The sequence below is a fragment of the Heyndrickxia coagulans 36D1 genome, from assembly GCF_000169195.2.
Lineage (GTDB): Bacteria > Bacillota > Bacilli > Bacillales > Bacillaceae_C > Weizmannia > Weizmannia faecalis.
On sequence record NC_016023.1, the window covers coordinates 1,172,892 to 1,186,512 of the forward strand.

A 13,621-nucleotide genomic window follows, 5' to 3' on the forward strand; every position below is an offset into this window, starting at 1 on the left:
GGTTTATCCCATACTTCCTTTACATGCTTAGAACTTTTCCCGAATATTAAATTACCTTGAAGCACGAGAGCGTTTAATTGACAATCCGCTGGTTAGATAGAACTGTCTCGATAAAACCTCTAATTAGGGCTTGCTGAATTGAATAAGCAAAATTTCTAGATTTGGCAAGGATGCTGGCAGCTTTGGCAAGAATTAATGCAAGGGTTTTATAAAAAATGAAGGGAAAAGCTTACACTTTGAAACGCGCCCTATGTGAAGAAAGGACGTCGTTTTTTCGTGCTTCCTTAACATAGACGCGCTCTATGTAAAGAAAGGACGTCTTTTTTTCACGCTTTCTTAACGTAGACGCACTCTATGTAAAGAAAGGACGTCTTTTTTCCACACTTCCTTAACATAGACAGCCTCTATGTAAAGGAACAATGTCATTTTTCCGCGCTTCCTTAACATAGGGCTTACTGAATAACCAAAATCCCCAGATTTTTACAGTATGCTGACAGCTTTGGCAAAAAGTTCTAGAGCTTGCTGATAAATTGGGTGAAAACTAAAATCGGATTCGTTCAGCAAGCCTTCATTAGACATTTGGCGAGTTAGGGGAGCATATAGATAAAAGCCCACATCTTCCATCAATTAGGAAAAGTGGGCTTTTATTGCCGCTAAAGGCCATTCAGTACTTTGCTTCACCCCAGCACTTCTTCCGCAATAAGCCTGTAAGAATGGATCCGGTCCTGGGGAGAATGGGCAATCGTCAAAATCATGATTTCATCCGTTCCGTATTTTTCCTGTAACCTGGTGAATGCCGCGTGTACTTGTCGCGGATTCCCGATTACCATGTTTTGCTTCATTTTTGCCAATTTCTCTTTGTCTTTTCCGGTTAATGGATAAGATTTTGCTTCTTCAATAGACGGCACGGATGCTTGTCCCCCTTTTTCCGCCTGCAGCTGCCATATCAGGGAACTCCATGCCACTTCTTCCGCTTTCTCAGCTGTTTCGGCACATACTGCGGAAACGGTTAACAAAGTTTGTGGCACATCCCCCGGCTTACGGGGCGTAAAAGCCTGCTCATATTGCTTTAAAATTGCCGTGCCATCCTGTTCGCTCATGAACTGGCCAAACGCATACGACATGCCGTACCGGGCAGCCAACACGGCACTTTTGCCACTTGTGCCAAGCAGCCAGGCACGCGGCGGATCGGCCGGGACAGGGGCAGCCTTGACGCGGGAAAAAATATTGTCTTCCGGAAAATCGTGATGGAGAAAATGAAGCAATTCTTCCACCAGTTCCGGCATCTTGTACACTTTTTGCAAAAATTGATCGGATAATGCGCTGGTTGCTTCGGCAGAACCACCCGGCGCCCGGCCAATGCCGAGGTCAATGCGGCCTGGAAACAATACGGAGAGCAAATTGAACACTTCCGCGACTTTGTACGGTTTATAATGCGGCAAAAGCACGGCCCCGGAGCCGATCCGGATTGTGCTCGTATGCGCGCCGATAAATCCAAGCATCACTTCGGGCGCACTGCTGGCAAGACCCGGCAAATCATGATGTTCCGCAATCCAGTACCGCGTGTATCCGAATGACTCTCCTGCACGGGCCAGTTCCATCGCGTTGTTCAGGGCGTCTTTCGCTGTTTGACCGGAAGAAATAGGCGCCTGGTCTAAAATACTGAGTTTCACGCTTTGTTCTCTCCTTCTTTCACTTCCAGCAATGCTAAATGGTAGTCGCCGACCTGGCCTTTTTCATATAGATTCGTAATGGAAGTAGAATATTCCCGGATCGCACCCCTGAAAGCAAGCCCCTTTTCAGGCACTTCCACATCAAATTTTCCCTGATACAGCAAGGTGGCAATATCATGATAATCATCGCTTGTGACCTTGAAGTCAACCACGATCTGCTTCAGCCCCTGTACGTCCTCTTCCCGATAACGTTCCACATCAATCTTCCGTTTGTTTAATACGATATAGGATACCAAAACAACACCTGCTTTCACCTTTTGTCTCCTTTTAGTCTACATGCACGGCTGCACCAAGTACAGGAGAGAGGCTTGCCCGTGCGGCCGGTGTTTCTCGAGGGACGTGCCCAGACTAAAGCAACCCGTTGCGCTTGAAATGCACCTTAGCTGCTTTCTAAAACAAACCGGCCGAATCAAGCATCAATCGAAAGCCTTTAAAAATTGCTCCCCTTCTAGTTGTTTTGCCCAGCGCCTGAACTCGCTATGATTGATAAAGTAAATATTATGGCTTTTTTGCTTGGTTTCCGTGATGAGCTTGCAACTTTTCAAAATGTTCAGGTGCCTGGAGATCGTGGCAGGGTTCAGGTCTAATTTTTCGGCCATCTCCTGGGCTTTGATTCCTTCCTTTCTTGCAATCAAAGACAAAATCCGTATACGCATCGGCTCTGATAACGCTTTGCCAAAAAAGGAGATTTCATCCAATGTGGCCGGCGTGTCATTGATCTCAAAAGGGGAAGGAGCGGGCAATGGCTGGTCCACATATGCTGTAAGATCATAAACGAGATTTAATTCGCCCCATCCCCAAATCAGGATGAACTTTGGTGAAACAAAGTAAGAAGGAAAAAAGCGAACCACTTCGGTTTGCTTATTCTCAGGAAATTGTTCAGGAATCGTTTTTCCCTTCAGCAGCCTTCTCAAAACCTCATTTAGCCCTTTCGTATTCAGGTCCCTTGCCAGTTTGTCATTCGCTTGCTCCCAAAAAGACGCCACATGCCTTGCTATTTTAAAAAAATATTCCTCATAGTATGCAGACCATAAATCGACCAACTCTTGATGCCAAACAGGCCAATTTTCCGCAAAAGCCAACTGTTCCTGGTGCACGAATCCGCCCTTTTTTTCAATTCTTTGCTTTATTTCATTTGACGGTTCGGGCGAGTTTTCAAAAATGGTTTCAATTTCCTCCACCTCCAGATACCGGCCCAATAAGTAATAAAGAAAACGGGGACGATCCATCTGTTGAACCCAATGGATAAAATCCTGAATAGAATGGGGCTGGCTTAGCCCAATCACAAGCTCAGCAAGCTGGGCCCCCATCTCAAAACCGCCGTAGTACCTTTTGAGTAATCCTTGATTTTCCGTATAAAAATTTTGCAAGTTTATATCTTCCCATTCCAACCGCCCTTGCATGAGATAGCATTTTCTTAAAGATGCCATCATTTCAAAGACAGGAGAGGTTAAAAACTCCAATTTAATTTGAAATTCATTTGAATCAGGGGTTAATACTGCCATATGACCACAACTTTCTTATATTTTATCTATTTTCCATACAATACGAGAATAAAAATCATCGATGGCTTTAGCGACAAGTGCTTTGGAATCGGATGAAGCAATGATGTACCCGCCTCTTGTAAACGAGTCACGGCTTCCGGGGATGTGCTCCCCTACTTGATAAGCAATTTTCCATTCCACAACAGGCTCCGGGACAGAGGACCTCAGCTCCAAAGCACTCAATCGCCCTTCTTCAAGCATAAAAAACTTCACTTGTGAAAATTTTGTATGCTGTGGCTGCATATCAAGATTGTGTTTCCCTTCAAAGCTTAATATGCCAAGTTCGTATTGGTTGAGACCGCTGGACAGAAAGTGCAGAAACGGAATAAAGTCCCCGCCCCGGTCTCGTATGTGCTTCAATTACAACCGGGCGTTTGTTGACAACATCCCATTTTACTTCAACATGCCCGGGACCGTATTGAACGCCCAGAACAGTCAGTGCTTTTTTGACGATCTTTTCTATTTGCTGTTTTTGCTCAGTTTCCAGGAGCGCAGGCACAATATGCCCGGTTTCGATAAAATTTGGCATACCACTCGTTTCCTTTTCCGTAATGCCAAGTACCGTATGCGTCCCTTCAGATGAAACTGTTTCTACGCTAAACTCCGGGCCTTCAATAAAAGGTTCCAAAATCCACTCAAGTTTACTTTGGGCATGAGTCCGCAGCCATTTTTCCCAATCCGATTGGTTTTTTATATAAGCAACATTTTGACTGCCAAATCCGTCATTGGGCTTGATGATCATCGGCAACAGACCGGAAATTTTTTCGGGGAGTCTGTCTGCCTTTCCGCAAAAAGTTTGCAGTTTCAAATCATCATGAGATGCAAAAGCATTTCTCATCAGATTTTTGTTTCTTGTCCGCCTTACTGTTTCAAACGGATTGGTTTTTAAATTGTATCGCTCACTCAAGTAAGCTGCTGTTTCAAGTCCCAGTTCCGTAAAACTAAGGATGAGTTTAATATCTTCATACTGGGAAAAAATTTTTTCGACCACTTTATGCGCGGCATCGGTATCCCAAATATCCGCAAAATAGATGGCCTCCGCTAATGCAGTTACTTTTTCAGAAATGCTTTTCTTTGGACGCTCAATTACGATAACATGATACCCGCATGCGTGAGCAGCTGAAATTCCCTCCTCACTCGCGCCCAATAAGATGAGCCGCTTCAATGTTTCCAACCCCCCATCGCAATTTCTTAATTTTCACCTTTTCTCATGGACAGTGATCGCAAAATCAAACTTAAACCGATTATCACAGTCATGACAGTCAACAGCAAGTATAATCTCCCCGGAAAGAATTTCAACAAACTTAACCCTGCATAACTTCCAAAGGACTCCCATAGCCCCCATACAACGCCGGCAATGCCAAAGGCCCATGAAGAGCTCAAATTCCCATGTTTTTGTAAAACCTCTGTATCTATCAATGGTGTCCAAATGATTTCACTCAGGCTGAACAAGAACATAGATAAAAAGATAGAAAACACTGTTCGGTCAATCCAAAGAAGAAAGAAGGAGCTACCAAACAACAAAAAAGACAACGCATACCATTGTTCCTTTTTCAGCTTTGGCTGAACGGAAGGAAAGATTCCTTGGAAGGCAATAACCGTTACAGCATTCAGTGTGAAGACAAGCCCCGTTGTCTTGCCGCTGATTTCACCCGATACATATACAGGCAGAGTGGAAAACATTTGAATATAAAAGAACCAGAGTAAGCCTGATCCGAATAAAAAACGGAAAAACGGACTTTTCAGCAAATGATATCTCTCTAAATACAGGTATTTAAATAGATTTAAACGATTCTCTTCTTTTTCCATGGGTGGTTCAGGAAGTAGACAGGCCACTCCTCCCGCTATAAAGTAACTGCCAGCGGCTAAAAACATTAGCCACAATGATTTTAAATCCAAGATCCAGCCGCCTGCCAAAGGCCCAATCGAAGCTCCGAGGTTTACGGCTATATTTAATAACGCAAATGCGCGCAGGCGCTTATGCTCATTCATAAACGATATTTGCGTTTTCAAGGCGACATTGTATAAAGAGATGGTAGTACCGAGCAATGCGGACAGGGCAATGAATAACGGAAAATATGGAACGATGGGAATAAGCATCAGTATACCACCGCTGGACCATAATCCAAGGATGAGGCTTAAACGCACCCCCAGCCGGTCGATCAACCCGCCAACGAATGCACCCCCGGCTTTTGAAAACAAAGTCAGACTGGCAACAATGATACTGGCTTTGGACAAATCCAAGGACTTGGTTTCGGTTAGCCATAGTGCCAAAAGCGGGGTAAAGATATAGAACCCCAGGGAATTGAAAAATCTTACTAAAAAGGACATCCATCCTTCGTTCACTTTTCTAAACATATAAGGCGCTCCTCTTAAAACTTGCATAAACATCTTTTATGATGCGGGCTGCTTGTTCAACTTGCTCCTCCGATATGTTTCGGTGAACAACAATCCGTACAATGTCGGGTAACCGGGGAAATAATAGGAGCCCTTTTTTCTTACCCAATTCGATTAAATTGTATAAGGAAATCCCACTATCATTTGCACTGGAGGACATACGCTTTTTTTCCGGCAATAAGAGGGCTTCTGTTTCAATGCGCCTCATCCATTTCCGCCGGTTTTCTAAGGGCATAGTCATAACATGTCATCTCCTTTATTTTCATGATTGCGCAATTGTACAATTACACAATCAATTATATAAAGCGTGAAACAACACGTCAACCATAAAACGTACAAAAACCGTTAAATTACTGTCAATGAAGCGCGGCCGCTTTTGGGGTTTCCCTTTTTACCAGTAAAGAACAGCAACCATTTCATTATGGGGATGCCGTTATGTTAAGAATCAAATCCGTTTCATCCCATTACCCCGGTCAGAATACCGCGCGTATAAATGTCCTCCGTATTCGGCAAGCTAACTTAAATGGGCTTTTTAAAGGTGGATAAGATGGACAATTATCGTAACGATAATACAGCCAGGCGATATAAAGCACATGTTAGTATTTTAGGGACTACGCAATTGCATTTAAGAAATCCTTATATCATTGCATGGTGGTCCGCCGCGTTTCCCGGATTCGGGCATTTGCTGTTATCCAAATATATCAGGGGATATGCTTTATTTATCTGGGAAGTTGTCGTTAATTTGAAAGCAAATGTGAACCTTTCCATGATTTACTCGTTTCAAGGAAATATTGACATGGCAAAAGCCGTACTGGACACAAGATGGCTTCTCATGTATATTCCTGTTTACCTTTTTGGCATTTGGGACAGTTATCGCACAACCGTGGATATGAATAAAATTTATCTGTTAGCAGAGCGGGAGGAACACCGTTTTAATTCTTTTTCATTGGGCGCATTGGAGATTAACTACCTGGATAAGCGCAACCCCCTACTTTCCGTTATGTGGTCATTATTTGTCCCAGGATTGGGGCAGCTCTATATACACAGAGTTTTAACAGCAATTTTTGTCATTGTATGGCTGGTGGTGTTTTATTACCAGTCCCATTTCCAGGAAGCGGTTATACTTTTATTTTGGGGCAAAATAAAAGAAGCAACTTCGGTTATAAACCCGGAATGGCTTCTTTTCATCCCTTCACACTTTGGGTTTGCCGCTTATGATTCGTATATGAATACAGTCGAAAACAACAAACTTTTCGATAAAGAATTACGACAATATTTAACCCGGCATTACCAGCCGGACGGTTTCCGGATACGAAAAGGACAAAAAGTGAAGTGATTGGTTTGCAGCTTTTTTCTACATTCGAAAGTAACGGATTTTTGGAAATGGCCATTTCAACACTGGAAAAGAAAGGGATTCCGAAAGAAAATATATTTGCGGTCCCGCTGGATAACCGAAAAGAAGAACGGAAAATTTTTGATACGCTCCACCGCTCGGACGGTACAAGCCTAATTGATATCGGCATGGGGATCGCCACTGCATTTTCTGTAATCGGCGCAAGCATCGGCTTTAAACTCGCCTGGGGGCCCATTTACTGGGGGCTGATTAGTGCATTTGCCGGGTTTATTGTGGGTTTTGCCATCCGGCTTGTAATGGAGCTGTTCATAAAGAAAAAGAAGCGTGTTTTAAAAGGGAAACACGCTGAAATCATTTTAATTGTTGAATGTGATTTGTCACAAGCAGAATCGGTTGAAAATATACTTTGGAGCCATTTTGCATTAGGGGTAGCAAAATTAAAATAATGGGTTTTGTAAGTACAAACAGGCCATACTCATTGCCAAGGGGATGGCCTCTCTTTACATCGTGAAAAACATTCCGCAGTGTTTTCCCTTCCCCTTGCCATTCTCTCAACAAGTGTACATGCATGGCGAGTGACCATAAATTTATCCGTCATGAAACAAATGTGATATAGAGCAGGTCCAATATTTCCTCGGGGGAATATCCGCGCACTTCCCGTTGATACAAGTAGGCATCACTTTTTAATGCCTCGAGCAGCATGTCCGCTTTGAAGACATTGTTTCGAACGGCTTCTTTTTCATTATTCATCTCATGATACAGTTCTACCAGCAACCGGTGCAATTCATCATATAAAGGGCTGCGTGTTCCTGCCTTTTTTCGATTTGTTGTACCGGCGTCCTCCACACCTTTAAGCAATTGCATTTTGCTTTCCCTGAAACGGAGAAATATACGGAGAGCGCCTTTTAATCGCTGTTCCGGCGGCTCTTTCCGATTGTGTTCCAAATACGTTTGAATGTCTTTGAAACACGAAACCACATTGCCTTTTATCAAATCCAGACATAATTCTCCTTTATTTCGATAACGGCGGTACAGCGTTCCCGGCCCAATCCCGGCTTCTGTGGCAATTTGATTCATGCTGACTTGTTCAACCCCGAACTGCTCAAACAGCCGGATTGCGGTAGCCAATATACGTTGGCGATTCTCAGCTGCATCACGCCGTTCCGCCCGTGCGGAGCCTGGTTTTTCATCCTTCAACTTTATCACTCCCGAAAAAAATCGTTGACAAGCGGAGACATCTCCGTTTAATATGAACTGGAGAGCTCTCCACTTCTTAATATTAACCAAATGAACAGGAGTTGACAATTCATGCAAAATCAATCCAGTAAAGCTGCATTGTTGGTCTTGGATATGCAAAACGGCATGGTATCCCGTTTTGCCGGAAATGAAACAATGCTGCGCCCGAATCAAAAAGCAATCGAAAGCGCCCGTGCACATCATATCCCGGTTATTTTCGTCCGTCTTGGATTTAGTAAAGGTTACCCTGAAATTAACCAAGGCCATCCAACTTATGCCCGAGTTGCTGAATACGGCGACATGACCATTTTCGATGAAGCGACACAGATCCACCCATCCGTTCAACCTTTAGAAAATGAACCGGTTGTTACAAAATACCGGATAAGCGCCTTTTCCGGCAGCAATCTCGAAATGATCTTGAAAGCCCAGGAAATTGACACACTCATTCTTAGCGGCATTACCACAAGCGGTGTCGTTTTATCGACATTGCGGGAGGCCGCTGATAAAGATTATTCCTTAATCGTACTCCGGGATGCCTGCCATGATGGCAATCCCGACATTCACCACATGCTGATGGAAAAATTATTCCCTGTCCAGGCAAAAGTAATGACGGTCAGTACCTGGGCCGGCACTTTGGATTAAAAAAAGGGCCTGTTTTGAAATCAGCAGAACAGGCCCTGCCAACCAAGTCGAAGGAAGGAATGAAACTTGTTCCACACTGGTAAAAAGAAAAACGAAGCTGCAATTGAAAATCACTTTAATCAAAAACTGATATTGCCAATGATTTTGGGTTCCATTCTCAACCCCATCAACTCTTCTATTATGTCAGTGGCGCTAATTCCAATCGGACAGGCATTTCATGTTCCGCCTTCAGAAACCGCATGGCTTGTTGCCGCTTTATATCTTGCTACTGCCATTGGGCAGCCGGTAGTTGGGAAGCTGATCGATCTGTTCGGACCCCGTTCCCTTTTTTTAACAGCGACTTCATTGGTCGGAATTTCAAGTTTCATTGCCATTTTTGCCCTGGATTTTTGGTGGCTTGTTGCAGCAAGAATTTTGCTCGGATTGGGTACGTGCGCCGGGTATCCCGCATCTATGTACCTGATTCGCAGTGAAGCTGAACGAACAGGCGAAGCAAGCCCGGGAAGCATCCTGGCGACACTCGGAATTGCAAGCCAAACGATTGCCGTGATCGGGCCTGCCCTAGGCGGTGTACTCATCGGTGCCGGGGGTTGGAAAAGCATTTTTATCGTCAATACTCCATTATCGCTTGCTTGCATTTTATTGGGATACTTCCGATTTCCTAAAGCCCCGCCAGAAGCGGTGGAAGGGAAAAAGCTTCTTGCCATTGATTTTACGGGCATTGCCTTATTTGGCATCACATTAACTTCCCTTTTGCTGTTTCTCATGCATCCAAGCTTGTCGAAGATTGCTTTTTTGATAGTAGCAGGGATTGCAGGGGCCATTTTTGCTGCGGCCGAGTTAAAAATAAAAAATCCTTTTATCGATATTCGGGTATTCAGCGGGAATTTCCCTCTGGTTCTCACTTATGCAAGAGGGTTGCTTTCAGGTCTGGTTGCTTATTCCTTCATTTATGGGTTTCCACAATGGCTGGAAGACGGAAGGGGTTTATCCGCATCTAGCGGCGGGCTGCTGATGTTGCCGATGTCTTTAACCGCCATTGCCGTAACCCGGGTGACAGGGAAAAGCCCCGCCATCCGTTTAAAATTAATAGCTGGCAGTATTGTTCAGTTTATCGCCGTCTCATTGCTGCTTTTTACTCATCATACAACGAGTGTTGTTTTGATCGCCTTTATTGTCCTTCTGCTGGGGATTCCACAGGGTCTTTTGAATCTGGGCAACCAGAATGCCGTCTATTATCAGGCGAATCCACAACAAATCGGGGCTTCAGCCGGTTTGCTCCGAACATTTATGTACTTGGGTGCCATTCTTGCTTCGGCGGCAAACGGGCTGTTTTTAAAATCCGGGGCAAATACGCCGGGAATTCATCATATCGGCTTATTTTGCGGCGGCGTCACCTTGCTCCTCATCCTGATTACCGTGCTGGATCATTCGTTAAGCATCGTAAACGATAAAGCCGGAGTGAAAAGGTAAAGTTAAAAATGCCCGGTTTAATCAAACGTTTGATTAAACCGGGCAAATGCCGTTTCTTTCTGGCCATGTGCAGCGGGATATGTAGAATCCTTCCGCGTGAACTTTTGGCCGGATGTTGTCTGCTTTCCTTCGCTTAAATGCCTATGCCGCTTGCTATTTAAAAACCAGTTCACTTATAACTTAAATTTTGAAACAAGGGAATGGAGATGCTCCGCAATTTCCACCAGTTTATGCGCGCTTTCAGCCACTTCCTCCATAGAACTTCCAATTTGCTCGGTTGCTGCTGACGTTTCCTCAACACCTGCTGCTGATTGTTCAGTAATCGCTGCGATTTCTTGTATAGAACCATTCATTTTTTCGGTTGTGCCGGAAATTCCTGACAAATTGGCAGCCACTTTTCGAATATGGGCAACCATGTCTGAAATCCGCTCATTGATCTGCGTAAAGGTTTCCTTTGTTACGCGAACGGTTTCTGTGCCTTGCTGTACTTCCTCATAGCTTTCATGCAAAGAATCCGTTACTTCTTTCACATCTTTTTGGGTTCCTGCAACAATCCCGCTAATTTCACTAATGGAACTTGCAACTTGTTCAGCCAGCTTCCGGACTTCTTCTGCGACAACGGCAAATCCTCTTCCGCTTTCTCCTGCCCGCGCTGCTTCAATTGCTGCGTTTAAAGCAAGTAAATTTGTTTGATCGGAAATCTCCTTAATGACCGTCACCAGTTTGGAAATCTTTTCCGAATGCTCATTCAAAGACTGCAGCTTCCCGGTAACTGATTGGATGACCTGATCAATTTTTTCCATTTGGCCCGAAGAGCGGTCCATTAGTTCATTCCCTTTATGCGCCAATGTCATAATTTCATTTGTAGATTGATGAACCTCATCCGCCTGTGCATTCGCCTCCTGCACATTGGATGTGAACTGCTTCATATTTTCAGACAGCTTTCCGGATTGATCTGCCTGTTCTTCAGCTCCGGATGCCAGTTCTTCCATCGTTGCGGTGATTTGCTGCGACCCTGTTTTTACTTCATTTGCCGCTTGCGCAAGCTCCTCGCTGGAATTTGACAACAGCCCTGAAGAATCTGCAATCTCATGGATCAGGCCCTTCAGTTCATCCTGCATATGGTTAATGCCGTCCGACAGCTTGCGGATCTCATCTTTCGTCTTGACCTTGATGTGCCCGGCCGTTAAATCATGGCCCGAAATTTTTCTGATATGATCCATTACCATTCCAAGCGGGGCTGCAATACTTCTCGTGAACAGCCATATGATGAACAGCCCGACGAGAAGTGTGATGCCCATAACGATTAAAAGTGAGTGAAGGATTTGTTCGGCCGGCTGGTTAAAATCTGACATATAGGCGCCTGCACAAACCGTCCATCCCCAGTAAGGATCCTTTTTTGCATACACCACTTTTTTGCCGACTTTGTGTTGATCATTCGGGTAACTGTATGAGAAATAGGTAAATCCGCCTGTTTTCCCGGCTCCAAGGACTTTATTGGCATAATGATTCCCGTCAGCATCTTTTTCATTTGAAATATTTTTTCCTTCTATAAAAGGATGCGCCACTTCAGTTCCTGTATCATCCAAAATAAACATGTATCCGTTTTTTCCCAAATCAATGCTTTTATTAACCGGACGTGTGCCATCCTTTTTCTTTTCACCGAGAATGGCAATTTTTACTTTTTCTTGTGCGTCACTTAAAGAAATTTTCCCGCTTTTCACTTCCTCATCCAGTACAGCTATCAACCGGATTGTTTCATTGACATTATTTTTTAGATTGGTTTTTCCCAGTTCATTTAAACTGGCGGCACTGCGGTTATAGCTTAAGAAACCTAAAATAAGCATTGGCACCACCAAAAGAACAATGGAAATGGCCATAAGCTTTTGCCGGATGGAGTGAAAGTCTTTCAATTTGGCAATCTTCATTTTGCTATCCCTCTTTTTTCAGAATCATTCTTAGACCTCGCGTTTGGTCAAGAATATTCGGTTTTCTACCCTGTTTTATCGGATAAAGTTTGAAATCCTTTACTTTTATAATTTTCTGACCATCGTTCCAACCTCGTCCTAGTGGATGTTTTCCAAAAATGGGTTTTTACACTGCCGCTTTCTTCCCCGGCACCAACTGCCAAAATTTTTTCCGGATTTTTGAAAAAAATGATTCCGGTACCTTGCAATAATTAATACTGTGTGTTATTCTCTCGTTAAAGGCAGTACTGAATATTAAACAGTACTGGCCGGTGTGCAACGGGAAGGATGTGAAGAAAGTTTGAATGTCCAGTTTAAAAAGGGGGTTTTGGACCTCTGTGTGCTCGTTTTATTAGATAAACAGGACCGCTACGGATATGAACTTGTCCAAAAAATTTCGGAGCAGATTGACATTTCCGAAGGCTCTATCTACCCCCTGCTGAGGCGGTTAACAAAAGAAGGTTACTCTACAACGTATTTAAAGGAATCTACGGAGGGGCCACCGCGCAAATATTACAAACTAACAGACAGTGGGAGGACTTTTCTCCACGAACTGCTCCTGGAATGGAAGGCATTCTCTGATGGGGTGAATCAACTGATAAAAGAAGGTGTGACTCATGAATAAAAAACAATTTTTATCCAAATTGGAATCTTCGTTGAAAAGCCTTCCTGCCAATGAACGCCAGGATATTTTGCAGGATTTTGAAGAACATTTCACCATTGGCTTGCAGGAGGGAAAAACAGAAGAACAAATTTCAACTTCCCTTGGTTCCCCGCACCAGATTGCAAAAGACATGGTTGCGGCCTACCATCTGGAAAGAGTGGAGACAAAGGCAACGTTCGGAAATATTTTGCGCGCAGTATGGGCCACGATTGGATTGGGATTTTTCAACTTGGCCATTGTACTGGGGCCATTTATTGCGTTGGCCGGCATTATTTTTTCCGGCTGGATTACAGGAATTGTGTTTTTGGCTTCTCCTTTCCTGTTTCTCATAAACATCCTCCTGTATCCGGAAACATTCACGCTTTTTTACTTATTTGTTTCCATTGCCACTTGCGGGATCGGATTTTTTGTCGTCATCGGGATGTATTTTGCGACCCGTACATTAATGCAAGGCTTTATCCGCTATTTAAGATGGAATGTAAATCTGATCAAAGGGGGGCTGAAAAATGGATAAAATAAAGAAAATGTCACTTGTGGCGTTGGTACTGTTACTTGTAGGGATTGTTGGAAGCCTCCTTACATTCAGGCCCGTCTTCCGGCAAGAAGCCAAG

General features: G+C 43.9%; 14 protein-coding genes. 6 read left to right on the forward strand and 8 right to left on the reverse strand.

The window, feature by feature from the left end:
• Nucleotides 1-677: 677 nt before the first annotated feature.
• The 6 genes from BCOA_RS22605 to BCOA_RS22630 all read right to left on the reverse strand — a co-directional run bounded on the left by BCOA_RS22605 (nt 678) and on the right by BCOA_RS22630 (nt 5,635).
• Nucleotides 678-1,673, reverse strand: a complete 996-nt coding sequence (locus tag BCOA_RS22605; RefSeq protein WP_014096433.1) for an LLM class flavin-dependent oxidoreductase — start codon at nt 1,671-1,673, stop codon at nt 678-680.
• On the reverse strand, nt 1,670-1,969 hold the full coding sequence (locus BCOA_RS22610) for a YkvR family protein (protein WP_026104497.1): 300 nt from the start codon (nt 1,967-1,969) through the stop codon (nt 1,670-1,672). The genes BCOA_RS22605 and BCOA_RS22610 overlap by 4 nt, the downstream gene beginning before the upstream one ends.
• Before the next feature lie 180 nt (nt 1,970-2,149).
• Nucleotides 2,150-3,103 carry an ArsR/SmtB family transcription factor gene (locus BCOA_RS34605; RefSeq protein ID WP_230951734.1) on the reverse strand — a complete coding sequence of 318 codons (954 nt, stop codon included), beginning with the start codon at nt 3,101-3,103 and terminating at the stop codon, nt 2,150-2,152.
• A gap of 150 nt (nt 3,104-3,253) precedes the next feature.
• Entirely contained in the window at nt 3,254-3,478 is a 225-nt protein-coding gene (locus BCOA_RS22620; protein WP_046721642.1) for a hypothetical protein, read from the reverse strand.
• A gap of 61 nt (nt 3,479-3,539) precedes the next feature.
• On the reverse strand, nt 3,540-4,442 hold the full coding sequence (locus BCOA_RS22625) for an ATP-grasp domain-containing protein (RefSeq protein WP_014096436.1): 903 nt from the start codon (nt 4,440-4,442) through the stop codon (nt 3,540-3,542).
• Nucleotides 4,443-4,468: 26 nt separating this feature from the next.
• Nucleotides 4,469-5,635 (reverse strand): MFS transporter, encoded by a 1,167-nt coding sequence (locus BCOA_RS22630; RefSeq protein WP_014096437.1) that lies wholly within the window; start codon nt 5,633-5,635, stop codon nt 4,469-4,471.
• Between the two features lie 586 nt (nt 5,636-6,221).
• Here BCOA_RS22630 and BCOA_RS22640 point away from each other — a divergent pair.
• Together BCOA_RS22640 and BCOA_RS22645 are read left to right on the forward strand one after the other, a co-directional pair.
• The gene (locus tag BCOA_RS22640) at nt 6,222-7,010 is read left to right on the forward strand and encodes a hypothetical protein (RefSeq protein WP_026104498.1); all 789 of its coding nucleotides are present in this window, start codon (nt 6,222-6,224) and stop codon (nt 7,008-7,010) included.
• 5 nt (nt 7,011-7,015) lie between these two features.
• Nucleotides 7,016-7,474 (forward strand): hypothetical protein, encoded by a 459-nt coding sequence (locus BCOA_RS22645; protein WP_026104499.1) that lies wholly within the window; start codon nt 7,016-7,018, stop codon nt 7,472-7,474.
• 148 nt (nt 7,475-7,622) lie between these two features.
• Here the strand turns inward: BCOA_RS22645 and BCOA_RS22650 are convergent, their stop codons facing one another.
• A complete protein-coding gene (locus BCOA_RS22650; protein ID WP_225620934.1) occupies nt 7,623-8,234 on the reverse strand; it encodes a TetR/AcrR family transcriptional regulator in 612 nt (203 codons plus the stop codon).
• 102 nt (nt 8,235-8,336) lie between these two features.
• Between BCOA_RS22650 and BCOA_RS22655 the strand changes: the two genes are divergently transcribed.
• Together BCOA_RS22655 and BCOA_RS22660 are read left to right on the forward strand one after the other, a co-directional pair.
• Nucleotides 8,337-8,906: a cysteine hydrolase gene (locus tag BCOA_RS22655; RefSeq protein ID WP_014096440.1), complete on the forward strand. Its 570-nt coding sequence runs from the start codon at nt 8,337-8,339 to the stop codon at nt 8,904-8,906.
• Between the two features lie 66 nt (nt 8,907-8,972).
• Nucleotides 8,973-10,379 carry an MFS transporter gene (locus tag BCOA_RS22660; protein WP_014096441.1) on the forward strand — a complete coding sequence of 469 codons (1,407 nt, stop codon included), beginning with the start codon at nt 8,973-8,975 and terminating at the stop codon, nt 10,377-10,379.
• A gap of 173 nt (nt 10,380-10,552) precedes the next feature.
• Here BCOA_RS22660 and BCOA_RS22665 read toward each other — a convergent pair whose 3' ends face one another.
• Nucleotides 10,553-12,307 carry a methyl-accepting chemotaxis protein gene (locus tag BCOA_RS22665; RefSeq protein ID WP_014096442.1) on the reverse strand — a complete coding sequence of 585 codons (1,755 nt, stop codon included), beginning with the start codon at nt 12,305-12,307 and terminating at the stop codon, nt 10,553-10,555.
• Between the two features lie 340 nt (nt 12,308-12,647).
• On the opposite strand from BCOA_RS22665, the gene BCOA_RS22675 reads away from it, so the two are divergent.
• Nucleotides 12,648-12,971, forward strand: a complete 324-nt coding sequence (locus BCOA_RS22675) for a PadR family transcriptional regulator (RefSeq protein WP_014096443.1) — start codon at nt 12,648-12,650, stop codon at nt 12,969-12,971.
• A complete protein-coding gene (locus tag BCOA_RS22680; protein ID WP_014096444.1) occupies nt 12,964-13,524 on the forward strand; it encodes an HAAS signaling domain-containing protein in 561 nt (186 codons plus the stop codon). The genes BCOA_RS22675 and BCOA_RS22680 overlap by 8 nt, the downstream gene beginning before the upstream one ends.
• The last annotated feature ends 97 nt before the right edge of the window (nt 13,525-13,621 follow it).

Bases quoted from the DNA above. Each gene is read 5' to 3' on its own strand.
- BCOA_RS22620 (WP_046721642.1), bottom strand. From the start codon at position 3,478: ATGCTTGAAGAAGGGCGATTGAGTGCTTTGGAGCTGAGGTCCTCTGTC.
- BCOA_RS22630 (WP_014096437.1), bottom strand. From the start codon at position 5,635: ATGTTTAGAAAAGTGAACGAAGGATGGATGTCCTTTTTAGTAAGATTT.
- BCOA_RS22640 (WP_026104498.1), top strand. From the start codon at position 6,222: ATGGACAATTATCGTAACGATAATACAGCCAGGCGATATAAAGCACAT.
- BCOA_RS22655 (WP_014096440.1), top strand. From the start codon at position 8,337: ATGCAAAATCAATCCAGTAAAGCTGCATTGTTGGTCTTGGATATGCAA.
- BCOA_RS22665 (WP_014096442.1), bottom strand. From the start codon at position 12,307: ATGAAGATTGCCAAATTGAAAGACTTTCACTCCATCCGGCAAAAGCTT.
- BCOA_RS22680 (WP_014096444.1), top strand. From the start codon at position 12,964: ATGAATAAAAAACAATTTTTATCCAAATTGGAATCTTCGTTGAAAAGC.